This is a genomic window from Paenibacillus ginsengarvi, assembly GCF_003626695.1.
Classification (GTDB): Bacteria; Bacillota; Bacilli; order Paenibacillales; family NBRC-103111; genus Paenibacillus_AB; species Paenibacillus_AB ginsengarvi.
Genome location: NZ_RBAH01000003.1, coordinates 101,993 through 127,802 on the forward strand (window position 1 = coordinate 101,993; position 25,810 = coordinate 127,802).

A 25,810-nucleotide genomic window follows, 5' to 3' on the forward strand; every position below is an offset into this window, starting at 1 on the left:
ATCCACCGGGAGACGGAGCACCTAGCCGTCCCCCGGAAGAAAGGAAGCGAATGTCCCGATGGCCCGATTTATTGTCTCGCGCGTTTGTCAAGGATTGCTCACCCTCTTTCTGGTGTCGATCCTGACCTTCTTCCTGATCAACCTCGCACCCGGCGGACCGTCGGCCATCATGAACTTTGAATCGACCGCCGAGCAGCGGGAAGCGTTGACGAAGCAGCTCGGACTCGACAAACCGGTCGTCCAGCGTTATGGCGAATGGCTCGGAGGGCTGCTTCGCGGCGATCTCGGCCTTTCGCTCGATTCCCAGCAGCCGGTCGCCTCGCTATTAGGCGAACGTTTGCCGAATACGGTCATTTTGGCTGCGGCTACCTTGACGTTTACACTGCTGATCGGCATTCCGCTCGGCGTGTTGGCCGCCGTCAAGCGCGGCGGCGCGATCGACCGCCTGATTACCTTTACATCTACCTTCGGTATGGCGATTCCCGAATTTTGGCTCGGCATTTTGTTCATTATCGTTTTTGCCGTCATTCTGCAAATATTCCCTTCATCCGGCATGGTGACCGCGGGAAGCGAATTTGCGATAGCCGATCTGGCTCATCATATCGTGCTGCCGATGCTGACACTGTCGATCCTGATGCTGCCGAATATCATCCGATTTACGCGTTCGGCGATGGTCGACGTTATCGGACTCGACTTCATCCGCACGGCCAGAGCGAAAGGGCTCGGCAGCTTCCGCGTCTTTTTCCGCCACGCGCTGCGCAATGCGCTCATTCCGATCGCCGCCATCATCGGCCTGATCATTCCGATTCTGCTCGGCGGTTCCGTTGTCGTGGAGAACGTGTTCGGCTGGCCCGGCATGGGCAGGCTTGCCGTGCAAGCGGCGACCAATCGCGACTATACGGTCGTCATGGGCGTGACGATGCTCGTAGGCTCGATCGTAATCATCACCAATCTGCTGACGGATCTGCTCTACTCCGTCCTGGACCCGAGGATTCGCTATGAGTAAAGAAGCCGCAGGTTCGATCAGCCGTCCGTCGCAAGTCTCATCGGCCGTTCCCGGAATCGGAACGGCCATCGTCAAAACGCTGCAAAGTTTGTCTGTCTGGGGGAAAACGGCGCTCGCCTTCCTTATCGTGCTCCATCTGTTTGTCGCTCTTGCCCCGTTGTTTCTGAGCCATTCGCCGACCGACACCGATCCGCTATCGGCTACAATGCCGGCAAGCGCCGATCACCTGCTCGGCACGGACGAGCTGGGCCGCGACGAGCTCGCGCGTATCGTGGCCGGAGGACGCATCACGCTGACCGTAGGCTTCTCCGCTATGGCGCTCGCCGTACTGCTCGGCGGCCTGCTCGGCTCGATAGCCGGCTTCTTCGGAGGCGCGGCCGAATACGCGATCATGCGCGTCGTCGATATGATGCTGTCGATTCCGTCGTTTTTTCTGATCTTGATTGAAATTACCGCATTCGGCAACAGTCCGCCGATCGTCATTATCGCCGTCGGGCTGACGTACTGGCCGCAGATGGCCCGTATCGTGCATGCCGAAGTGCTGAAATGGCGCAGCAGTTCGCTCGTGGAGGCCGAGACGACGCTCGGCGCGAACCCGTGGCGCATTCTGTTCCGGCACGTCGTGCCACAAACGTTCTCGTCCATTATCGTTCTCGCTACGCTGGGGATCGGCTGGGCGATCCTGGCTGAATCCGGCTTGTCCTATCTCGGGCTCGGCATTCAGCCGCCGCTCGCCTCGTGGGGCAATATGCTGCAAAATTCGCAAACGTACATTTGGACCGCGCCGGTTCTGGCCGTCTATCCCGGTGTGCTCATCCTCGCCACCGTGCTTGCCTACAGCCTGCTCGGCGAAGCTTTGCGGGACGCGCTCGACCCGAAACTGAAGCGGTGAACTCCGAATACGAGAAAGGAGGTCTCTCTATGGCGGAACGGCTCATGGAAATCCGCAGCCTGAAAACGCATTTTCACACCAAGCAACATGTGATCCGCGCCGTAGACGGCGTCGATCTGGATGTCGACGAAGGCCAAATCGTCTGTATCGTCGGAGAGTCGGGCAGCGGCAAAAGCATCACCTCCCTATCCATCATGCAGCTTCTGCCGAAGCCGATGGGCCGCATCGTGGAAGGCGAGATCCGGTTCCAGGGCAAAGATTTGACGAAGCTGACGGAGAAAGAGATGACCCGCGTTCGCGGCGATCAAATCTCGATGATTTTTCAGGAGCCGATGACCGCGCTTAATCCGGTCATGAAGGTCGGCGACCAGATCGTGGAAGTGCTGCTGCAGCACCGGAGCATCTCCAAAAGCGCAGCGAAGGCGAAGGCGATCGATATGCTCAGATTCGTCGGGGTCCCTCAGCCCGAGCGGATTTTCGGCGAATATGCGCACCAGCTGTCCGGAGGTATGCGACAGCGGGTCATGATCGCGATGGCGATGGTATGCGAGCCGAAGCTGCTCATCGCGGACGAACCGACGACCGCGCTGGACGTCACGATCCAGATCCAGGTGCTCGAGCTGATGAAAAAAATGCGCGACGACCTGCAAACGTCCATCATCCTAATCACGCACGATCTTGGGGTCGTCGCCGAAATGGCCGACCATGTCGTCGTCATGTATGCCGGACAAGTCGTGGAAAGCGCAAACGCAGACACTGTCTTCGAACAACCGCACCATCCGTACACGCAAGCGCTGCTTGCTTCCATTCCGTCTCTGGACGAACAAAAAGATATGCTGATCTCGATACCGGGAACCGTCCCCAGTGCCGCGGCCTTCCCAAGCGGCTGCCGTTTCGCCGAACGCTGCGCTGCAGTGCAGCCTTCCTGCGTCGAACGGATGCCGGATTTGCGGGAAATCGCGCCCGGACATTACGTGAGGTGCGATGTGGCACACGGAGGTGCATCATGAGCGAAACGCTGCTCGAAGTGACCGGACTGAAAAAATATTTTCCGATCAAATCCGGATTTTTGCGCCGGACCGTCGGCCATGTCAAAGCAGTCGACGGCGTCTCGTTCACGCTGAACGCCGGGGAGACGCTCGGCATCGTCGGCGAGTCGGGCTGCGGCAAATCTACGACCGGGCGGATGATTATGCGGGTGCTCGATCCGACCGAAGGGCAAATTTTGTTCGAGGGACGGGATATCGCCCAGGTAGCTCCCGCCCAGCTTCGCAGGCTGCGCAAAGATTTCCAGATGATTTTCCAGGACCCGAACTCGTCGCTGAATCCGAAAATGAAAATCCGCGATCTGATCGCCGAACCGTTCCTCATTCACGGACTCGCCTCCAAAACCGACATTGACGGTGAAGTGTGCCGGCTGCTGCAAACGGTCGGGCTTCGCGAGTCGGACCGGTTCCGTCATCCGCACGAGTTTTCCGGCGGCCAGCGCCAGCGAATCAGCATTGCCCGCGCCTTGGCGCTGAATCCGAAGCTAATCGTCGCCGACGAGGCGGTGTCGGCGCTAGACGTCTCGATCCAGTCGCAAATCCTCAACCTGATGGTCGAGCTGAAGCGGCAGTACAACTTGTCATACATGTTCATCTCGCACAATCTCGCCGTCGTCAAGCATATTAGCGACCGGGTCGGGGTCATGTATTTGGGAACAATGGTCGAGCTCGCGTCAGCGGACAGCCTGTTCCGCCGCCCGCTGCATCCTTATACCGAAGCGCTGCTGTCGGCGGCTCCGCAGCCGAAACGATCGGCTGTACGCGAGCGCATCGTGCTCGAGGGCGACGTACCGAGTCCGGCCAAACCGCCCAGCGGATGTCCGTTCCATACCCGCTGTCCCAAAGCATTCGACCGCTGCGCGCTCGAACGTCCGGCGCTGAAAGAAATCACGCCCGGTCATCAGGTCGCTTGCTTGCTGTACTGATTGCGAATTTACTGCCAGCCCCCGCTCAGCATCGCGCTGAAGCCGGGGGCTTTCGTTTTGCCCGCGCCGCAAATCCGCTTTGGCCCCCCTCCTACTTATGATAAAGTAAACATGATTCCCCTAATGCGACTTGTAGACTCGTAACCTTTTCTAGCCGAAGCGGCACTTATACATATACCGAACAAGGAGGGGATTTCGATGCCGCTGCAGCCGTTCCCGGAAACGGAGCCGGAACGCCGCGAAACGTTCGAGCAGCTCGTCCGGCAATACTCGGCAATGGCTCACGCCGTAGCGTACGGAAAGCTCCAGGATGCCTACCTGGCCGAAGATGCGGTCCAGGAAGCTTTTGCCGAAGCTTATCTGCATCTGGGCGAGCTGCAAAAGCCGGAAGCGTTCCCCGGCTGGCTCAAAACGATCGTCGTCCGCCGCTGCAGCCGTCTGATCCGCAAAAAGCGGCATCCGGCGACGCCGCTTCACGAATGGACGCGCCAGCCTTCGAACGAGCCGGACGTTGCGGATACCGTCATTCGTAACGAGCTGCGGCGGCTGCTTCGCGATAGCGTAGCCGATCTGCCTCCGAATATGCGGATCGCGGTCCAGCTGTTTTATTTCCACGGCTACTCGCTGCCGGATATCGCCTCCTGTGTCGGTACGAGCGTGCCTGCGCTCAAAAAAAGGCTGTTTGATGCGCGAAGGAAGCTGAAGGGCAGATTGCCCGTAGCCGATTTTGCATCCGTATTACACGATCTTTCCGAAGGAGGAACAGCGATGCTGCATATTGTTAACGGCGATTCCGTAGCGGAGAAGCTGCGAGGTGTCGTCACCGGAGACATTCTCGTCTGGAGGGAGGTGTACCCGGACGGCCCAGTATTCGTTGATGCGGCCGAGCCCGTGAATCGCTCCGCCCGCGCCCGTTACTTGGAGCAAACGATCGGCGTACCGAGCGAGCAATTTATCCGCATGAGCGAGGAGCAGGAGGCCAAGCTGGCGAATTTCCGCGAGTACGGGGAAATCGTGCTTTGGTTCGAGCACGACCTGTTCGATCAGACGATGCTCTGCCAGCTGCTCCATTACTTCTCGCGGCAGACGCTTGGCCGAACCCATCTCAGTCTGCTGTGCATCGGGGAGTACCCCGGCATTCCGCTATTCCGCGGGCTCGGGCAGCTCACCCCGGACCAACTTGGAACGCTGCACGGCACTTGGCAGCAGATGGGAGCCGCAGAGCTGGAACTAGGAGCTGCCGTCTGGGAAGCCTACTGCGCTTCGACTCCGCTCCCGCTGCTCGAACTGCTTCAAGGCGATACGTCGGCGCTGCCGTTCGTACGCGATGCGTTTCTGCTTCATCTGGCGCGTTTCCCGTCCGCCGGTCGCGGGATCGGCATCGTCGAGAGGCTAACGCTGGAAAAGGTCGCTGGCGGCGTCCATTCCCCGCTCACCCTATTCCGCCAGGTCGGCGACGAGCTGCACGGACTGGGCATGGGGGATCTCTCGTACTGGCATTGTCTCGCGAAAATGTCGCGCGGCCCGCACCCGCTGCTTCATGCGGAAGCACTGACCGCTTTCCCATCGTTCAGCGACCCTGCGCCGTCTTTCCGCGACTGCACGTTCGCCTTGACGGAGTTCGGCAGACGGGTGCTCGCCGGAGAAGAAGACTGGGTCGTTAGCGCCGGAATCGATGAGTGGTACGGAGGCGTCCATCTGTCGGGACATCGTATTCCGTGGCGCTGGGATGAGGAGCGGCAGCGCTTCGCGGGCAACTAACAGCAGAATGGATAAGTTTGGAGCGAAGCTCCTAGGATCGGGGGCTGGCCGGGGGCTGGGAAGTGGAAACGGAAGTGAAAGTTCCGCTATCGCTGGCGGAACGGTGCTGACCGTGCGATAACGGAAGCAAAGTTCCGTTAAAACCGCAGATAGCCCGATTGGAGCCGGGTATTTGGAGCGATAAAGGAAGTTCGGCTTCCGCTATGCAGGAGCGTGAGGCTCGCGAAGCGGCGATTACGGAACTTGCGGTTCCGCTGAGACAGCGATAACGGAAGCGGAAGTTCCGCTAAGTCAGCGATGAAGCTTTTCTAATTCGATTTTTTTGCACGAACCTCCCGCCAATTGCAACAATTTGCCAATCGGATTCGTTTAAAGCGTATCAATCCATCTGAAATGGCGGGAGGAATACAAGTTGAACAAAACGATCGTACTCGCTTCGGCTCTGCTGCTCGCATCGGTGGCGACGGCGGCCAGCCTCGCATCCGGTCCGTCCGCTTCAAGCCCGGTACAGGTGGCCGCAGCGGCGCCTGAGGAAGGAGCCGATATCCGAATTTCGTTATTCGGCCAGCCCTTTTTCGGAGAAAGAGGCCCCCTCCTCGCGGACGGGGTTACCCTGGTGCCTTTGCGCGGTATTGCGGAGAAGCTCGGGGCGGAAGTAAGCTGGGACGAAGGCGCCCGGTCGGTCAAGCTGCGCAAGGAGTCATCCGAGATCGTGCTGACGCTCGATTCGCATGATGCGCTCAAGAACGACCAGCCGCTTCGACTCGAAGCCGTGCCGCGCCTCGTCGGCGATATTACAATGGTGCCGCTGCGCGTAATCGGGGAATCGTTCGACACCATCGTCACTTGGGACGAAGCGACGCGAACGGTAGCGATCGACCATCTGCAAAGCTTGCCTGCCGTCGGCAGCTACGACAACTACAAGGCGCTGCTGGAGAAAGCCGGGCAATCCCGAAGCGGAATAGCCGTATCCGCCGGGTCCATGCCCGCCTCGGAAGGTCCGATGCCCGTATTCGTCACCGACCAGCTCGCCAAGACGGCGGCACCCGTAGCCGGCGCCGAAAGCCCACGCGCTCCTGCCGTTTCGGCAACCAAGGAGAAGTCGGAAGCCACGTCAGCGGATTACTCCAAGACGAACACGCAGGTGGAAGGCGTCGACGAAGCCGATGTGGTCAAGACTGACGGCACCTATTTGTACCAGGTCAACAAAGACCGGATCGTAATCGCCAAAGCGGTTCCTGCCGGTCAGATGAGCGTAGCGAGCACCGTTACGTTTGGCGGTGTCTTCCGTCCGAATGAGCTGTATGTAGACGACAACCGGCTCGTGGTCGTCGGCTCGACAAGCCGGAACGTAACGGCCGAGCCTGTGCCCATGAGCAATTCGGCTTCCGCATCACCCGCCGTATCGCAAAAAATGATCGCCCCGATCCGCCCCGTGTCATCGGCCGTCAAAGCGATCATATACGACATCACCGACAAGACGGCACCGAAGCAAATCCGCGAGGTCGAACTGGACGGCAACTATGTAACCTCCCGAAAGATCGGGTCGGCCCTCTACCTAGTTACGAATAAATATGCCGGTTACGCTTATATGACCAAAAAAGTCGCCGGTTCCGAACAAACCGATGAGGCAAGCTCGAGCGTTCCGTTTTACCGTGATTCGGCTGTATCCGCCGAGTCCAAATCGGTAGATTTCCCGGACATCCGCTATTTCCCGGAATCTCCGGAATCGAACTATATGCTCGTAGGCGGCATCAATCTGGATCGCGCCGAGCAACCGATGGACGTAGCGGCTTATCTCGGCTCCGGACAAAACGTGTTTGCATCCGGCCAAAATCTGTACGTGGCCGTCGGCAAAACGAAGGCCCTCCCTACGGCCGGTGCTGCCGAGCCTTCCGGTTCCGATTCGGCGAAGCGCAAAATAGCGCCACTGAGCTACGAAACGAACACGACCGTGTACAAATTCCGGCTCGAGCAAGGTAAAACGAAGTTCGTCACACAGGGAGAGGTGCCGGGAACGGCGTTGAACCAATTTTCGATGGATGAGCATAACGGCATTTTCCGCATCGCCACGACGACAGGCGAGATATGGAGAACAGACGAAAACACATCCAAAAACAACATGTACACGCTTGACGAGGCGATGAAGCCGCTGGGCAAGCTGGAAGGCATCGCTCCCGGCGAACGCATCTACTCCGTCCGGTTTATGGGTAATCGCGCGTATATGGTTACGTTCAAAAACACCGATCCGCTGTTCGCGATCGATTTGACCAACCCTTCGGCTCCCGCCGTGCTCGGCGCGCTGAAAATACCGGGATACAGCGATTACCTGCATCCGTACGACGAAACGCATCTGATCGGCTTCGGCAAAGAAACGGCGGAAATTCCGCTGAAGGGCGACGCTTCCGACCCGAACCGGACGGTGGCGTATTACCAGGGCATGAAGCTGAGCCTGTTCGATGTAACTGACGTCTCAAAGCCGGTCGAGATGTTCAAGGAAGTGATCGGCGACCGCGGCACCGAATCCGAGCTGCTGCATAACCACAAGGCGCTGCTGTTCTCGAAGGAGAACAACTTGCTCGCCTTCCCGGTCACCGTCATGGAAATACCAAACAAAACCGCCGGCGCCGACAGTGTAACGGCCTATGGCCAGTTCAAATTCCAGGGCGCCTATGTATATCGGCTCGATCTGACGAACGGCTTCCAATTGAAGGCGCCGATCACTCACCTGACTGAGCAAGAGCTGCTGAAGGCCGGCAGCAGTCCATACAATAACGACCGCAATGTAGAGCGCGTGCTCTACATCGGGGATACGCTGTACACGCTGTCCAAAGGGCTGATCAAAGCAAACGACATGACGACGATGCAGGAAAAGGGCAGTTTGCCGATCCGTTAAGCTCACCGCTATAAACACATAAGGAGTCTCCGCGCAAAGCGGCGGCTCCTTTTTGGGCTTGCCATCCGGTCCGATAGAGGCGTTCATTCATAACGCAAAGCCAAATAGATGAACAAAATAAATGCCATAAAAACAGTGCTTGCGGCGATAATCAAGCAAAGCAAACTCATCGACAGCCCGTACAAAAACCGATTGCTTTTTATTTTTTCGACCACACGCCAGCTCATATCCTCGCATCCTTTTTTATCTCATTTTACCACAATAAGTTAAAATATGGATTTGAGTAAAACTTGCGTTGCAGCAGTAGCTGCAAGGACTGCTTCAAAGCGGGTTAACCGCTTCGATACAGCCCTTGTACGAAGGTTTAGTGTCCAATTCTGCGCATGGAAACATTCAATTCCGTTCCGCTAACCAGGCCATCAAGAATACCCAAGAATTTCAAGCGTATAACAAATGTATTTAATGCAGCTTGCGATGCGCTTGTTGCCGGTGTTTCAACGAATCCGTTCCACATTGTAACACTGGTTGTAATAATCGGGGTTGCTTGCTGCGATTTACTTACATCAACTTTAACTACTTGAATGGTTGCACTAACGCGTTTAACGAATATATGAAAAACGCCAGCTTCGTAAATGGTGTTTGTTCTATCCGCCAAGATGTTCCACCGAACCTCATAAATGGCATGCATTTGCGGGACTGCTTCTGAATCTAGCGCATAGTCATATTTGCCCGCATTCGCTGTTACTGTTTTGGTGTAGGTTTGATGTACCACAGAATCTGACATCAATGTTCTGCGTGTACCAACATAGCGATATATAGCCGGTTTTGACTTCGCAATGGACGACTTATTATTAATCCAGAAGTCGCCCTCGACTTTATTACCCGGCAGATTTAGCGGATTGTCGTTACCATCATCACCACTGACACAGAAAATATTTTCGCCAATTCGCAAACCGCCTTTGGATGTTCTGTTGGACTCTGTGATGTTAAAACCATTCAAGCCAGTTAGAACGGATAGATTACCCTCGTAACCCGTGATCGGGTATGCCCCGCCCGTTCTACCCCATTGCGGAGCTACTTCAACAACGGATGCAGCGTTCGGTCCGATTTCGATGCCATGAAGCGCACATCCCACATGTACAAGTTGACACTGATGCCCCAGGTCCCAATAAATCGACATCGGTTTCGCTTGTCCGTTATCCGCACGATGGCGAATGTTTTGCAACAACACGGTGCGTGTTGGATAGATGCCCATACCACTTACTGTCTTTAAGAACCAGTCTGACTGTGTTTCAGCGTGTGTGACGGTCAGTTGCGGGCTGATTGCCCCGATGTATGGCTGTAAATAAATATCCACCGAGCCAACATTGCCATCGAAGCAAGCCGAATGGATATTGACAGAACCAGCGCGTATGTGAAAAAAGTTGTTCGGGTATCCGGCGCGTGCAAACAAGCAGTTGTCAAAGTCAATGGAATACGCTTGAGGTGCATCAATAAAAATACCAGATGGACATGCTGATGAAGTATTTCCGCTGTAATAATCAAATTGGCAAGAATCAAACTTGATGTTGATCATATCCTCATTGCCACCGTCACCAATGACCACTAACTGCTTATAAGCGGATCCAAAACCACACCGTACAAAATTATGGCGATGGGAGGGTCTCACTGGCAATCCATAAGTCTCAGCCCGCAATCTTATAATGTTTGTAGCTCGATCTGCGGCATTGAAGGAGCAGTCTTCAAATGTGATCCCCCATGATTGCAAAATATCAAACATCACTCCGCCATCTACCGCGCCTGTCCATTTGAATGTCGCAAGACTTGAATCTCGGCTTGCTGTGCCTCGTGTGCCAATGATTTTTAGCGATCGATGCGCTGATGAAATGTTTACTGTCGTTCCGATGTTGATTTGCGCTGAACTCGTTAGCGGAATCCATAGAACGCCGCCACTCCCAAGCGAATTAATAGCTTCTTGAACATAAGGAGCATGATCAAGCACTTTTGCGCCAAAAACATCATCAATAACATCTTGAGGCATGAACTCAAAAATCGTTCTAACGTAAGGCGTCCCGTTGGTTGGACTATATAGGAGATTATTTAATTGTTGCTGCGTTTTTCCTCCCGCATCCAAAATCGCGCTAGCTGGATGCGCCCCAGCCATATCACGACCAGGCAACACATTATGTTGAAATGGAGACTGGGGCGGAGACGGGTGCTGCGCATCTTTATGCGGAGGACTCAAATCCGGTCCGTACACTTGTTCACTCACGGACTTCGCCTGCAGCAAATTGTCGCCGGCGCCCAGGATTTCATTCGCCGCGAAGGCGGCGCCGGTCATACCCAGCACTCCGAGAAGCTTCCGCCGGCTGATTTTGCCCGGCTTATCCGCAGTCGGTTCGCTTTCTAATCGTCTTTCGCCAACGGATTGTTCGACATTATCCATATCGGTATTCTCACCTCTCCATATGTTCGGGCTCGTGGCGAAAGAAGTTTTTCGCCACGATTCCTGTTATTTGGACATTGCTTCCTTGACCGCTTTTTCAGCTTCTTCCTGGGCGCTTCTAAGACCGGTGTTCATGTCTATATCGCCGGCAATAATCTTATAAGACCATGAATACAATTTCGGCGCGGCAGCCCCGACATACACCGATCGCGATGGCGACGGAGCCGGCTTGGATTTTGTCCATGGAATAAACGCATGAACATTTTTCCCTTGAAAGACAGGGTTGTCTTTGCCAAATTGATTTATAATATCCGGTTTAACGGTAATAGGGACAATGCCTTGTCGCGCCAGCTTCGTCTGAATCTCATCCGAGGTAATGTAGGCAATGACCTCAAAAGCATCCTCCTTATGTTTGCTTTGCCGCGTAATTTCGGCATACCATGGCTCCAATTGCGAACCGACGCCTGGAGCGTCTTTAAAGAACGGAAGCTGCACGGCGTCCCAGTTCATCGTTTTTGTCATTTCCCATATGTTTACTGCGTTGGCCGAGTTTCCGACAAACATTGCAGTATCTTTATCTTCAAAAAATCCTTTCAGCGGGTTAGTGATTTGGGGTACTGTCGCCTCATTGCCAGGAATCTGATAAAGTCGCGTCATATTATCAATAACTTTTCTCCACTTGTCTGTCTGGAGCGTCGCATTGCTTGTCTTCGGGTCCACAAACGCTTCGGATAACTGGTTGTAGAGAAGGCCGAATGCAACGTTAAACCTGATGCCTCGATAAAGCACTCCGCCATCGTTTCGCGATAAATTTTTCGCCAAATGGTGAATATCATCCCAGGTCATGCCATCTTTCGGGTAAGGAACGCCGAATTTATCGAACAAATCTTTGTTGTAATACAGCAAGATCAGCTCGGCGCTGTACGGCAGTCCAATAAGCCCGCCGTTGGCCATGCTGCGCATCCGTTCGATCGACGTCTGCTCTAGCTGATTCAAATTAAAGTTATTTTTCTTGATCAGCTCGGACATATCGTAGTCGATAGCCATACTTATGTTCATAGGAACGGAACTGGCCGTATTGAACCATATATCGACCATAGTTCCCGACGCAATAAAATCCTCTACGGGTCCTTTCGATTGCAAAATAAGTTTCGGGGTTATGTGGGGAAACTTTGCCTGAATATGTTTCCCGAATAAATCCATAAAGCGTTCTTCCGTCCAATTGCCGTTTTGAAAGTAAAACGCAAGCTCGACCGGCTCCTTGGTCTTCGTCTCCCCCTTGTCGCCCTCTTTAGCACCCTTGGCTGCCCCGCATGCTGAAGCAAACAGCAGCATAGCCGCGATCAAGAACAACTGATACCGTTTGCCGTATTTCTTTTTCTCCATCCTTCTTGCCTCCCTTTATTTTTTCACACAGAAAAACATTGCTCTATCCCTGCCTATTAATCCGTTTTCATTTCTGACCCTCCCTTTTCAGGAATCTATAATCATTGTAAGCGCTGCCTTGCACGAGTTATAGGACGATTGTTGCAGCTTTTCGGTCTGCTGGATGCAATATTCGGTCTATTTATGTGTGTGTTGAACTTTCACTGGCTAGAAGACGTGTTTCGCTAGACACGTGAAACAAAAGAAAGGATCTCCCCCAGGTTCATCACGGCCTGTGGGAGATCTCTCTCAATTTAAAACAATTGATCATGAACGGCGTCCAGGGCATACCGGCTGACCGGCGCCGGCTCCCGGTTGATCCACTTGCCTTTCGTGAAGTCCGGGATCGCAACCGGCATGCTGCCGAGCGAGACGGACTCTTCCGACAATACGGTAATCGCCATCCATACCGCCGTGTCGTACACATCGATCGGGGTCTGAGTGCCGTTCATGATGCTCTCCGTGAAAGCCTGCAACACAAGGTAATCCATACCACCGTGGCCGCCGCGCACGCCTAACTCTTGATACATTTTCCAGATCGGGTGCTCGTACTCTTCCAAATAGTTGTCGAATGAATCCCATTTGTGCGCCGGGGTGCGACCATCGATATGGATCGAATGATTGATTTCCATCCACAGTCCCTTCGTCCCTTGCACGCGGCCCGCTCTAGAATACGGACGGGGCAGCGACGTATCGTGAATGATCGATATCGTTTCGCCGCCCGCGCACCTTATCATCGTCGTAACGACATCACCTTGGGTCCAGTCCAGCTTTGCCTTCGGATCGTTCTCGCCAAACTTGTCCGTCGCCCACTGCTTGATGCCTCGCGCTTTCGAAGACATCGAGGTCAGTGTCACGAGACGGTTGCCGCGGTTGATCTCGAGCGTTTTGGACACCGGTCCCAGGCCGTGGATCGGATACACGTCGCCGTTACGGTGCAAATAGTTATGAAAACGGTTGTGTTTGTTCACATCGCCCATCGCCACTTCCTCGCGCAGATCGTGCTCATACCCGCACTCAGCATGAACGATCTCGCCCAGCAGGCCTTTCTTCACCATATTCATCACCGCCAGCTCGTTACGGCCGTAGCAGCAGTTCTCGAGCAGCATACACGGCATACCGGTCTGCTCCGATGTGCGGACCATCTCCCAGCACTCTTCTAAAGCAGCGGCTCCACCAACTTCGATACCAGCATATTTGCCCGCCCGCATCGCGGCAATACCGATCTCCGCATGGGTTACCCAAGTCGTAGCAATGACTACCCCTTGAATGTCGGATCGGGCGAGCAGCTCCCGATAATCCGAATAACCGGTTGCCGGAGGACGTTCATTTTCCGCTACGACACTAAGGCCTTTCTCCAGCCGTTCTTCGAACGCATCGCAAATTGCGAGGACTTCTACATTCTCCATTCCCAGCAAAAGCGTTAGCAGCCCTCTGCCGCGTCCGCCTAATCCGATGACACCAAGTTTCACAGTCCGTTGTGCTCCCATTTACCCCGTCCTTTCGCCTCTCAGCATGAAACACCCGTTATTCATTATTGATTCTCCTCCTGATCGGAAGCTATAATCATTGTAAATGTCATCTTGTCCAAGTTATAGGACAATTGGTGCAGCTTTCGGTCTGCTGAATGCAAGATTTGGTCTATTTACGAGCGATGCGCTTATATGCAATCCGTAACCGGAATGAAGAAGGGAATGCATCTTCCATGGACAATCCACACATCTTGCTCCCAATCGCAAATCGTTCGTATTTACGCATAGATCCGCTCTCACACGGTACATTTCGGATACGTACAAGTCATACTGCCGATATTAAGGAGCCTCCACTTGTTCGTTACGGTATTATTCATCCTACCCTATCTACAACATATACGATGGAGCAAAACGATACTTCCATCATGATACATACTGACCACTCATCCCTGCGCGTTGACAAAGACAGCGGAAAGCTAGCCTTGTTCAATCGTCGCGGCGATTTGCTGACCTGTCATGCCGAGAATGTTCAAAATCCGGCTTCTATACCTGGCTTTGAAGTCCATTTTCTTCTATCCGGGGACGAAATGATGTACGGGCTAGGGGACGAAACGAGGGAACACATTCAGCACCGGGGACATGCCGCCGACATGAAGGTCGATGCTGTGAGCCGCCATGCTCCCGTACCGTTCCTTATGAGCAGTAAAGGCTGGGGGCTGCTGGTCAATACGACATGGAGACACCGCATTGATATTGCTCACACGTTTGCGGATCGTTTATTCATTAGCGGGCAAGATGGAGATCTGGATTACTTTCTGTTTGTCGGAGACGATTATGCCGAATTGCTTGATTGTTATACAGAAGTCGCAGGAAGACCGCTTATGATGCCCATTTGGGCTTACGGTTTAACGTTCGCCTGTCATTCGTACACCAACGCACGCGAGATGATCGACGATGCTTTGAATTTTCGCAGAGACGGTATTCCTTGCGATGTGATCGGTCTTGAGCGCGGTTGGATGGAAGAAGACAATGACGGCAAGATTCCATTTCCATTTCGTTGGGATCAGAACCGTTTTCGAGTGTCCTCCTCCTCCAACTATACAGCTCCCTTTATCGATACGTTGCACAATCACGGTTTTAAAATGAGCCTTTGGTTAAATTGCAGTTATGATGTAAGCTTGGAAGACGAGCATTCCTTTTATGCTCAAATACGTCAATTTGTTGAGGTTGGCGTATCTTCATTCAAGATGGTCGTGCCGGAAAGCTCCTTCCAACATCCGACAGGAATATGGGGAAATCAAATGAGCGACACGGAAATTCGCAATCTATTCCCCCTCCTGCTGAGCAAACAAATGCATCAAGGCTTTCAAAAACAAACGGGGCGCCGCTCGATGAATTACATCGCTGTCGGATATGCAGGCTTGCAGCAATATGCAGCCACATGGGCCGGAAACTCGCAAGGCGAATCGACGCTGATTTCCGTATTAAATCATGGATTAACCGGTCATACCAATACAACAAGCGATATGGACGTATCTTCGCCCGAAGGGATCCATTTCGGTTTTTTGCAAGCATGGTCGCTTGTAAACAGCTCTGGGTTCTGGTGCCATCCGTCTATTTTGAAGAACGATTTATTGTTAACATTTAGGCATTACGCTAAACTGCGTTATTCTCTTATCCCTTACATTTATTCTGCGGCACATACGGCTGCTCGCACAGGAATGCCCATCGTACGAGCAATGCCCCTGATCTTCCCGGAAGACCCTCTATCGAACCAATTACTGAATCAATATATGTTTGGCGATTCATTTCTTGTTGCCGCGTTTACAAAGCAGGTATATTTACCGAATGGCGAATGGATCGATTACTGGACAGGCGAGAAGCATGCCGGACTGAAGTGGTTGACGCCTGCCGTCCCTTTCCCCGCAGGGGGTCCACTATATGTGCGAGCCGGCGTGATTATCCCGACTTGGACCGCTGGCGAGTGTATCGAAGAGAAACAAAAGGAAATCATCGGATTGCACTTTTATCCACACGGGGAAAGCAATTATACATTATTGGAAGACGATGGTACGACCTATTCCTATTTGCAGCAGGAAATCGCCGAAACCAAAATCCGTTGTTTAGCAAACAGTACATCTCTGCGCGCGGAAATTGGCCTAAGAACCGGGCGTTACGATGGAATGCCGTCTAGGCGCATCTATGATGTTCAATTTCATCTGGAAGCAAGGCCGTTTAAAGTAACGGTTAACGGTTTTTCTTTAACAGAGACCTCCGATATAGATAAAGCCTCTTTTTCTAATCGCGATTATTGGTTTTTCGATCGAACCGCATGGACTGCCCGTCTTTTCGTCGAAGAAGGCGCAATAAATCCGACAAGTATCTCGATAGAAATCATTTACGATTTGACTGACCGACGCTTCATGAATCAGCCGGAGACCGGAAACCGCACCATTGCAGCAACAGCCATCGTGAAACTACATCATCCTTTGGTCAAAAAGATTGTCGATTTGATGGAAGCGCAGGACGGACATCATTGGAGCCTGCAAGACGCAGCCGAGCGTTTGCATGTTAATGCTTCACATCTTGGCAGGGTATTCAAGAAAGAAATGGGTGTATCGTTTCCTCAGTACATTCTGAAAAAAAGAATGGAGCATGCAAAAAAACTGTTGCAGGGTGGCAACAGTGTATCGGAAACGACTTATACGCTTGGGTTCAAAGACATCAGTCATTTCATTCGCGTATTCCGCAAATATTATGGGGTTACGCCGGGGGAAATCAAAAACTAGCTATTTGCCCGAAACAAATAGTTTTTGCATTTTGGAAACAAAATGCTCTCTCATTGAGGTTTAGACCCCCGTCCAGCTGCTATGTCTGGACGGGGGCGTTACAATCATTTTGTACGGAGAATCAAATTCAGTCGCACGCCTTTCAGCCGTGCAACCACTTCCTTAAGAAGCCTTGAACGGCTCGCCTGCGGCTTTCTCGGCCTCGGCGGATTTGCTCGCCCGCGACTTTTTGATCGCCATGCCGATACCCATGACGATGACTACGATAACCGCCACGATCGTCCACTTCAGCACACCTTCGCCGATCCAAGCCTTGATGAACTTCTCGTCGACGATCATCTTGGCCGACGTGAGTGCAAGTACGGCCGCTCCGATATACATCGTAGCCGGGAATCTCTCGATCAGCTTGAGGACCAGCGTGCTTCCCCATACCATAACCGGTACGCTGATCGCGAGGCCGACGACAACAAGCGCAAAGCTGCCATGCGCGGCTCCGGCTACGGCTAGAATGTTGTCGATGCCCATAACCGCGTCGGCAATTACGATCGTCCGGATTGCCGCTCCGAGCGAGGTGCCCGCTTTGACGTTGTCATGATTTTTCTCCTCGGTCAGCAGTTTAATCGCAATCCAGACGAGGAACAATCCGCCGACAAGCAGCAGTCCCGGAATGGCCAGCAGCCATACGACGGCAAGCGTCGCGACAGCCCGGATGACGACCGCGCCCACGGTTCCCCAAATAATAGCTTTCTTTTGCTGCTCCTTCGGCAGGTTGCGCGCCGCCATCCCGATCACGATCGCATTGTCTCCCGCCAGCACCAGGTCGATGACGATAATCATAAGCAGTGCGGATAACATTTCGCCTGTAAACCATTCCATCTTGGATCCCTCCTTCTTGTGTGCGGATAAGCGCCGTTTCCGTTTAGGATGCGTAGCTGCTGCCCGTTCCAAACGCAAAAACGACCCTTACCCAGGCGGTAAAGGCCGTTTAAAAACAAAACGGAAAAGACCTTTACCTTGACGGCAAAGGTCTTGCTAACAACGAAAGTCGTTGCCAACAAAGCCGGGGACGCGAATCCCGTAATGACGACTTTGCTGTAGTAGCTACTCCCCTTTGATTCGATTGTTTTTATTGTACAGGAAAAGTAGAAGGGCAGTCAAGCACAAGGATGAGCAAGCTATTCCATGCAAATTTACCATTCCGAATCGTTATCTTGATCATTCTCGTACGGATGATCTTTAGAAGGTCCGTTGACTTTCACTTCGCATTCCGCGACATATCCGCCGTCCATCGTCCGGACGGTGATTACGGTGCGTCCTTTGCCGATTGCGCTCACTCGCCCGTCTGCGTCAACGGCCGCCACCTCCGGATTGGCGCTGCTCCACTCCAGCTGCCGGTTCGTCGCGTCGTTCGGAACGGCGGCCGCCGAAAGGACCGCCTGCGGTCTCACGATGGTGTGCAGCTTCAGGCTGCTCTCGCTGAGGCTTACTCCGGTGACCGGCTTAGGTCCGTAAATGCCCGTCTCCAAGTAGCTGTTCCAGCCGCTTTGCGAGTTACCGTGCCCCTGGATGCGAACATATTTGGCCCGGCCTTCAGGGAAAACAAACGTTTCGTGTCCGGATGTCGTTCCGGAGCTTCGCCCGCTGAACACGGTCGTCCAGGTTACGCCATCCGGCGAAAGCTGGATATCGAAATACGAATACCGTTGATCGCCCTGATAGAAGGCGATGGAAACGCCGTTCACCCGCTTTTCTTCGCCGAGGTCGTACTTGATCCACTGCTCGCCTTCAGCGGACCAGCGCGTATTCATATCGTCGTCCACGGTGTTGGCCGGAACGTTCGGATCCTGCGCATCGCTGGCCGCTACGCCGGTCGCGGTATAGGTCACCAGGCCGGACGGTTTTCCCAAAATCGGCGGCAAATAAAAGCGGACGTTATAGTCAAGCTTCGGCCCGCCGGGGCTGCGGAACGCCGCTTTTATTTTCGCCGTACCCGTAACGAGATCCGGCTGGACGACGCTCACCGAAACATCGGGATCGGCGGAAAAGGCTTCCACGAGCGGAATGCTTTCCGTTCCGGGCGGCAGCTCCGTCTCATAGTAAAAGCGCATCGGGTTAAACTCGCCAAGAGGAATTCCGTTCACCCGAATTCCGCTAAGAACCGGAGCCCGGTAAGCGCCGAGCGACCATTCCTGCAAAAGCCTCTGCGCCGGCGGGGCATCGGGAAGTGCTTCACCCGGCATGAGCGGCACCATCCAGACGGAGATCGTCTCATCCAGCGCCTCGCTTACATGGAGCGCCAGCTTTTTGTAGCCGCTGTTGACGGCCTGGGCCGGATTCGGCGATGTCGGGAGGGGCGCCGTGTCCATGACGGCAAATTGCGCGTCCGTTGCCGAAAGGAGCTGTACCCATAGCCGTTTGTCGCCTTGCGTCAATAGCGCCGATTTGCCATCCTGCGCGATGTCGACCTGCGCTTGCGACGAAATATGCATAAACCACCAGACGTCGGACGGCTGCCTGAGATGAATTTCATCCTGCAGGAGCACCTCCTTCCGCATATTGTACAGCATCATCCCGCGTTTCACGGACAGCGCATCTTTGCGGTAGGCGGCCGTCAGGTCGGCGATGGCCAGCGCCCCTTGCTCGTTCGTTTCGAACCGTTCCATCGCCGTCTTCGCGTTCGGCGGCTGATCCGGTTCCGTTCCCGGATTAATGACGAGCGTATTGTGCCCTTCGGCGCGCAGCCGGTAGTAATCCCAGCGGTACGCGCTGCCGAGTTGGTACGTACTATTTTCGGAGCCGAGATCGTTCGCCCAGCGTACCCCGAGCGCATCGTACACGAACGAACCGAGGTCGAGATGGCTGTGGTTCGCGGCATTGTCTCCCGCCTTGAATCCGATATAGCTCGCGTTCGGATCCGCCCAGTCGCTGCGCATGTTTACCGTTTCCACATGCCGGTAATAGGCATCGAGAGAGACGGGTTTCACCGGATTGGCGTACAAATCCGCGCGGTAACGCAGCAGGTCGAACACCCCGCCGCTATTCGCGTTGAACATGCGGTGATACCAGATGTACTCCGGATTATTGAAGCGCTTTGCAAACCATAGGGCGAGATTCGAACGTATATTGCCGACCCCCGCGTCGGCGAAATTGAAAGTCCCTTTCGGCCCGTTAAAGTGCATCAAATGGCCGAACGTCTCGGAAATGCCCGTCATATCGGACAGGCCGTAGTCCGTGCCAAGCGCGGCATATAGCGAGTCGAACAAATATACCGCATACAGCGTTCCGTACTCCCAATAGCCCGGACCTTCCGGCCAACCGCCGTCCGGAGCGTACTCCGCCAGCATGGTGGGCAGCGACTTCAAGGCGCTCTCCAAAATTTCGCCCGCGAGATTTTCCAGCTCCGGGCTTTCGTCGCCGACCGCCAGCGCGCCGAGCCCAATCCCGCCGTTTACGACCGAGTTCCAGTTATGCTTGGCGATCGACCACCAGGTCGGGTTGCGATATTCGCCGAGCGCCTGCTTCAGCCCTTTCTCCACGATCGCCGTGCGAATGACGGTTTTCCGCTCCGGCGACCAGTACGAATATAGCCAGTCGTAGCCGATAGCGAAAGCGTTGGTCATCTCGGCGGTATCGAGGAAATGGCGCGGGTTCCAATCCGGGAAATTCGCCGCGGCTTCAAGCTCATTCCAGGCCCGTTCCGCGTATCTCGCGTCCCCGCTTAATTGATAGGCCATCGCGAGCGTTTGGACACGCAACAGCACCCGGCGGGATGTTTCCAAAAGCCTCAAGCCGTCCGGAATCTCATATTTCGCCACCGGATCCGTCAATATTTTGTCGGCGCTCGCCGTCAAGTTGGCGTACCATTTCGACATGTTTGCATCCGTCGTAATGAGCTGCCGCATGCGAGTCACATCGACCGCCTTCATCATCAGCCGCGGATGCTGCCCAAGCGATTGCTCCTTCAAACGGGCGATCAGGTCCCCGCGCGTCGGAACGACAAATAAATGAACATCCGCAAGCGCTTCGCCCCCTTTTCCGTCCCGTGCCGCAACGCGGAACGAATCCGGACCGATGTAGTTCGTTCCGGGCGTATAAGTCCATGCCCCGTACGCATCCATCGTCACCGAGCCGCGGGTCGGCTGCGATAACAGCACATACTGCAGCGTGTCCCCGTCCGGGTCGACAGCCGTCATTTTGGCGGAAAGGGCCTGATTTTTCACCGTCTGTTTCTGCATGTCCTGGGCGACCGGCGGATGGTTGACGTACAGCACTTCGATCGTGACTTCCGCTGAAGCGATGCCTCCTTTGCCGTTGGTCACGGTAGCAAGGAACCGGTCGGTTCCGGAGAAGTAGTCATTCGGTATATACGTCCATGCGCCCGAGCCGTCCAGACGCAGCGTCCCGTTTGCCGGCGCATCGAGAAGCTCATACGTCAGCCGGTTGCCGCTGCCGTCGCTCGCCGCCATCGTTCCGCTTACCGGCGTACCTCCGGAAGTTTGCGCCGTATACCGGCTATCGGGCAAGTTGGAGCCTCCGTCGCCGACGGCGGCGATAAAGGTCGCCTTCGGACTCCCATCCGCCGACTGCGCCGTGATGCGGGCCGTACCTATGCCAACTCCGGTGACGGTTCCGTAAGTGACCTTAGCCACGCTCGGATCGGAGGAGTTCCAAACGAGCTCCTTGTTCGTCGCATTAACCGGCAGAACGGTTGCCTGCAGGCTGATCCGCTCGCCGACGCCAAGGGCCCCGGTTCTGCGATCCAGAACGACTTCTTTCACCGGTACAACTTCAGCGACCCGTAAATCGTCAAACCAGGCCGTTCCCGTCGTCTCCCAGACGAAACATTCGAACAGCATGCGGACCGCGCCCGCCGGCACTTGAATTCGGTGCGTCACCAGCGTCCAATCCCGCGTGCCCGTAATCGCCCCGAAACGGATATGCTGGTTCAAATTGACGCCGGCACTATCAAAAAACTGCAGTCGAAAAGTCGCATCCGCCGACATGAGCTCCGTCCGCACCCAAGCGCTAATATCGTAGTAGCGCTGTTCCTTGACGGATATGGAGCGGCTGACAGCCGTACGGGTGAACGGCGCATCCGCCCGAATGTTCAACGATGCCGACCCTTCGCGGCGAACGTACGTGTCCACCGTAACCACGGAACTGCCGGTGAACATGGCGATTCCCCAACCGTCCGCCCGCCGATCGGTCCAGCCGCCGCCGGATATCGACGCGTACGTCTCGAAGCCGCCGTTCGGCAGCAGGTTCATCCCCTGCGCGCCGCTCACCGTCAAGGCGCAGGACGCCTTCGGACCGTCGGACGACTGGGCGGTAATGGTTACCCCTCCGATGCCAGTCCCCGTTACGGTCCCTCCCGCAACCGAGGCCACGTTCGGGTCCGACGACGACCAAGTCAGTTCCGGGAACGTTGCGTTTGCAGGTTGAACCGTCATCGGTATGTACACTTGCTGCCCGACCGTAAGCTCGCTTGCTCCGCAAACCGGTATGACGCCCGTCACGGGAACATAGCTTCCGAGCTCGGAAAGCCGTACGTCGTCGAACCAGGCGGTACCGGTCGCATTCCATACAAACAGCTCGATCAAGAGGCGAGTTGCGCCGGCCGGAGCCTGAAACACTTTGCGCACTTGCGTCCAATCCTGCGTCCCTTTGACGGAGCCGAACGTAATGTGGCGGTTCAAATTCGCGTTATTCGCGTCGTAAAATTGGACACGGAACGTCGCACCCGCCTCGCCGGAGACGAGATTGGCCGTCTTCACCCACGCGCCCATATCGTAGTAGCCGCCCCCTCGGATCGGGATGGAACGGCTGATCGCCGCACGCGTTACGACCTCCGTTTGAATGGAAAGCGACGCCGTTCCTTCGCGGAACATGCTCCGGTCTACGCCCATCTTGGCCGTTCCGGAAAATGTATTCGTCGACCAGCCGTTCGCCGACAAACCGGTCCACCCCCCTCCAGAAGCCGGAGCATACATCTCGAACCCCCCATTCGGCACCAAATTCGCTTCTTCCGCATACGCGTCTCTGGCGGATAGGGAAGAAAACGGCAACAAACAGCCTCCTACCAGAGCAACTACAAGAATTCGGATGACGCTGCTCATCCAAATGCGCTTATAACGGTTCATGAACGATCACTCTCCATCACGCGTTATTATTGCGGATCGAATCCGACAAGATTGGACAGAGTTGTCTTCTCGCCGATACCGCAAGCAGGTTCGGAAGGCCCGATACCAGTAGCTGCCATGAGATCATTTCCGTAAAATCGCCCCCGAACGCTCAAAAATTGCAACCCTTTCCACTCAGTCATAGATCGCGAGCCAACCCGTTTTATCCCTCCCATCCACATGATTGTATGCGTTTTCCGTTTTACTTGGCGATTATAGCACAGTCCCGATTGTACTTCGTTACGGTTAAATTGCACTTTATTTTTTTCCTTTTGAAAGCAATTGCTGTTAATTTCTTACTGTCATATAATGAAAGCATCTTCCTCAGGACAAGGGGGTGGGATCATATGAAGCCCAGGATCGATCGCCCTAATTTTCGCTGCAACCAATTTTATTTTTTGCATAAGGAGTGGCAAAACGTTCCGGTCCAGCACTACCATGCCCATGAAGGAATTGAGTTTCTGTACATTCACGAAGGTTCCGGCCGTCTGATCCTGGATGACCGGCTGTATACGCTGGGGCCGCGGGCTCTGGTGTTTTTTCAGCCGTATCAGCCGCATTTGCTTTCCTACGAGCTTCCTTATTTAAGATCGCTGGTCAAGTTCAAGCTTCCGCTCTCGGACCCGTTTATCCAGCTGTTTCCTCGTCTTTGCGACTTTTTCGGCGTTCTGGAGAAGTCCGTCGCGAAGCAGCAAATATTCCAGCTGGACCCGAAGCAGGACAAGGAGCTATCGGGGCATCTCGCCTTGTTGGACGAAGCGCTCCGCGCCGTTACCCTCCATGAGCAGAAGGAACAGTTTCATGTCTTTTTGCTGCAATTCATGTCTTTCTTGAAGCTTCGCATTTTTATCGAGGTCGATACTGTCGCCAGGCCCTTCCCCCTCCGGCACGCGCACTATCCGGAAAAAGTATGGGAATGGGTCAACCTGCATTTCAAAGAGCCGTTCCACTTGAATAAGCTCGCCCTCGATCTTCACCTGTCCGCCAGCTACTTGTCGGGCTTGTTCCGCCAATATACGGGCAGCACCATCACCGAATACATAACAAAAAGAAGACTGGACGAAGCCTGTCTTCTTCTGCAAACTACTTCTTTACCGATCGATCAAGTAGGCAAAAACTCCGGATTTCGGAATGCCGCCTATTTTTGCCGCAGCTTTAAAAAAAGATACGGCCTCACTCCGCAGCAATATCGCATCCAGTCGGCCCAATCGTTTGAAAGCTTCATGCCTTCAACGCGTTAAGCGGCTAATACAACCAAATGGAAACGGATCGACGACCGGCCGACAATGTCAGACGTATCGCCGATCCGCACGTTTTTATCGCCTTATTTCCACTGAGCCCCGGTATAGCTGGCTTCCTTCAAGGCGTCGTTGACTTCCTTGATCACTTGCGCGCCGCCTTTATCCATCCAGTCCTTGACCATCTTGTCCCAATCGGAAATCGGTTTTTCGCCGAAAATCATTTTCGTTTGTTCGGTGTACAGCAATTTGCTCAGCTCGGAATCTTTCGTCGCTCTCGTTTCGGAGAAGATGGCATTCACCGGATTGACGTAATGCTTCAGGTTTTTGTGCATCGTCTCGAATTGGGCGGCTACGTCGCGCAGCAGCGGTATCGTATATTCTCTGGAGTAACCGTTAGCGTCGTCGCTCGGCGCCCACATCGTTCTATCCGGCAAGTAGTTCATAGGAGCCATGCCTTTTTCTTCAAGCTCTCTTTGCACAGCGCCGTTTACGATTTTATACCCTTGATTTTCGTAGCCGTTCAGCCAGTCGAAATCTTTGTTGGCGGCGTTACGCTGCTCGAGCGGATAAAACTTGCGGCCGAAGTCGAGCATCTCCATAATGCGCTTCACTTTGTCCGGATCGTCCTTCAGCTTGGCGCTCAGCATGACGAGACCGTAATAGCCAGGGGAGGACGTATAGCCTTGCGTACCGTCCGGAGCTTTGAACGCCGGGATCGGCGCCAGCTTGGCGTTCGGATTGACGTCGACGAGTCCTTGCATCCACGTCGGGTTCATGCCGCGCGGCGTTCCGATGAAAATACCGGCTTTGCCCGCATAAAATTCCTTTGTATTTACATTCGTCCAGTTCGTAAGCGCGAAGTCTTTCGTAATGGCGCCTTCCTTGTACAAATCGGCGAGCCACTGCACATGCTCTTTGCGCGCGTTCGAGATAAAGCCCGGGATGAGCTGGCCTTGATCGTTCTTATGATACCAGGCGCTCAGATCCCAGTAGGAGCCCATCGCGTATTGCGGATTGATGTTCTCGGCCATCGCCATGCCGTACGTATCGGCTTTGCCGTTGCCGTCCGGGTCGTTTTTCGTGAAGGCGATCGCCACCTGCTTCAGCTCTTCGTAGTTGGTCGGCATTTTGAGTCCGAGCTTTTCGAGCCAGTCCGTGCGGATCATCGGGGTCAGGTCGTAATTTTCGGTCAAATATTTTTGGAGCGCATACGTTTTCCCGCCGACCATAACCGCCTTGCGTACGTTTTCCGGGATCAGCTTGAACGATTCGTACTTGCTAAGATATTCGTCGAGCGGTAGGAACGCGCCCTGCTTCGCCCATTTATAAAAGTTCGAGTCAGGCCCTTCCAAAACAATGATGTCCGGAATATCGCCCGATGCCACGACCGCGCTGAGCTTCTGCGTATAGTCGGAGCGCACTACGTATTGGGGCTTGAAGTCCACGTTGAACTTCTCGTTGATCAATTGAATGCCTTTGCCGTCCGACGGAGGCAGCGCTCCGTAACGGAAGTCGATCATCGAGATCGTATGTTTTTTCGCCGATTGCGACTGTCCTTCCGCCGCGTTTCCTTGCGACGGCTTCTCCTCCTGCTTCGCCGATCCGCACGCCGCAGCCGTTGCCGACAGCGCCACGACAAGACCCGCTGCCAATAATTTTTTCATAGCCATCCGGATAGATCCCCTCTCGTTTATCAGTTGATAACTTGAAACGTTTCCCCTTGACTTACCT

At 54.4% G+C, this 25,810-nt stretch carries 15 protein-coding genes; 8 read left to right on the forward strand and 7 right to left on the reverse strand.

Annotation, left to right across the window (positions count from 1 at the left end; genetic code table 11):
- Positions 1-58 precede the first annotated feature (58 nt).
- The 6 genes from D7M11_RS05495 (at position 59) to D7M11_RS05520 (ending at position 8,527) form a co-directional block, all read left to right on the forward strand.
- The gene (locus tag D7M11_RS05495; RefSeq protein ID WP_120746161.1) at positions 59-1,006 is read left to right on the forward strand and encodes an ABC transporter permease; all 948 of its coding nucleotides are present in this window, start codon (positions 59-61) and stop codon (positions 1,004-1,006) included.
- Positions 999-1,898: an ABC transporter permease gene (locus D7M11_RS05500; RefSeq protein ID WP_120746162.1), complete on the forward strand. Its 900-nt coding sequence runs from the start codon at positions 999-1,001 to the stop codon at positions 1,896-1,898. Before D7M11_RS05495 ends, D7M11_RS05500 begins: the two co-directional genes overlap by 8 nt.
- A 29-nt stretch (positions 1,899-1,927) precedes the next feature.
- Positions 1,928-2,908, forward strand: coding sequence for an ABC transporter ATP-binding protein (locus D7M11_RS05505; RefSeq protein WP_120746163.1), 981 nt, complete (start codon positions 1,928-1,930; stop codon positions 2,906-2,908).
- Positions 2,905-3,870, forward strand: coding sequence for an ABC transporter ATP-binding protein (locus D7M11_RS05510; protein ID WP_120746164.1), 966 nt, complete (start codon positions 2,905-2,907; stop codon positions 3,868-3,870). The genes D7M11_RS05505 and D7M11_RS05510 overlap by 4 nt, the downstream gene beginning before the upstream one ends.
- Before the next feature lie 198 nt (positions 3,871-4,068).
- Positions 4,069-5,631, forward strand: coding sequence for a sigma-70 family RNA polymerase sigma factor (locus tag D7M11_RS05515; RefSeq protein WP_120746165.1), 1,563 nt, complete (start codon positions 4,069-4,071; stop codon positions 5,629-5,631).
- Positions 5,632-6,043: 412 nt separating this feature from the next.
- Positions 6,044-8,527 carry a beta-propeller domain-containing protein gene (locus D7M11_RS05520; RefSeq protein ID WP_240040963.1) on the forward strand — a complete coding sequence of 828 codons (2,484 nt, stop codon included), beginning with the start codon at positions 6,044-6,046 and terminating at the stop codon, positions 8,525-8,527.
- 83 nt (positions 8,528-8,610) lie between these two features.
- Here the strand turns inward: D7M11_RS05520 and D7M11_RS36315 are convergent, their stop codons facing one another.
- The 4 genes from D7M11_RS36315 to D7M11_RS05535 all read right to left on the reverse strand — a co-directional run bounded on the left by D7M11_RS36315 (position 8,611) and on the right by D7M11_RS05535 (position 13,870).
- Positions 8,611-8,754: a hypothetical protein gene (locus tag D7M11_RS36315; RefSeq protein ID WP_158606466.1), complete on the reverse strand. Its 144-nt coding sequence runs from the start codon at positions 8,752-8,754 to the stop codon at positions 8,611-8,613.
- A gap of 137 nt (positions 8,755-8,891) precedes the next feature.
- Positions 8,892-10,973, reverse strand: a complete 2,082-nt coding sequence (locus D7M11_RS05525) for a hypothetical protein (RefSeq protein WP_120746166.1) — start codon at positions 10,971-10,973, stop codon at positions 8,892-8,894.
- 66 nt (positions 10,974-11,039) lie between these two features.
- On the reverse strand, positions 11,040-12,308 hold the full coding sequence (locus D7M11_RS05530) for an ABC transporter substrate-binding protein (RefSeq protein ID WP_158606467.1): 1,269 nt from the start codon (positions 12,306-12,308) through the stop codon (positions 11,040-11,042).
- A 344-nt stretch (positions 12,309-12,652) separates the two neighbouring features.
- The gene (locus D7M11_RS05535) at positions 12,653-13,870 is read right to left on the reverse strand and encodes a Gfo/Idh/MocA family protein (RefSeq protein ID WP_240040964.1); all 1,218 of its coding nucleotides are present in this window, start codon (positions 13,868-13,870) and stop codon (positions 12,653-12,655) included.
- Between the two features lie 155 nt (positions 13,871-14,025).
- Here D7M11_RS05535 and D7M11_RS05540 point away from each other — a divergent pair, with 155 nt between their 5' ends.
- Positions 14,026-16,659 (forward strand): TIM-barrel domain-containing protein, encoded by a 2,634-nt coding sequence (locus D7M11_RS05540; RefSeq protein ID WP_120746169.1) that lies wholly within the window; start codon positions 14,026-14,028, stop codon positions 16,657-16,659.
- A gap of 162 nt (positions 16,660-16,821) precedes the next feature.
- Here D7M11_RS05540 and D7M11_RS05545 read toward each other — a convergent pair whose 3' ends face one another.
- Together D7M11_RS05545 and D7M11_RS05550 are read right to left on the reverse strand one after the other, a co-directional pair.
- Positions 16,822-17,535: a TerC family protein gene (locus D7M11_RS05545; RefSeq protein WP_120746170.1), complete on the reverse strand. Its 714-nt coding sequence runs from the start codon at positions 17,533-17,535 to the stop codon at positions 16,822-16,824.
- Between the two features lie 314 nt (positions 17,536-17,849).
- Positions 17,850-22,799: an Ig-like domain-containing protein gene (locus D7M11_RS05550; protein WP_120746171.1), complete on the reverse strand. Its 4,950-nt coding sequence runs from the start codon at positions 22,797-22,799 to the stop codon at positions 17,850-17,852.
- Positions 22,800-23,185: 386 nt separating this feature from the next.
- Between D7M11_RS05550 and D7M11_RS05555 the strand changes: the two genes are divergently transcribed.
- Positions 23,186-24,079, forward strand: coding sequence for a helix-turn-helix transcriptional regulator (locus tag D7M11_RS05555; RefSeq protein WP_158606469.1), 894 nt, complete (start codon positions 23,186-23,188; stop codon positions 24,077-24,079).
- A gap of 83 nt (positions 24,080-24,162) precedes the next feature.
- On the opposite strand, the gene D7M11_RS05560 is transcribed toward D7M11_RS05555, so the two are convergent.
- Positions 24,163-25,749 (reverse strand): extracellular solute-binding protein, encoded by a 1,587-nt coding sequence (locus D7M11_RS05560; protein ID WP_240040965.1) that lies wholly within the window; start codon positions 25,747-25,749, stop codon positions 24,163-24,165.
- Positions 25,750-25,810: the final 61 nt, after the last annotated feature.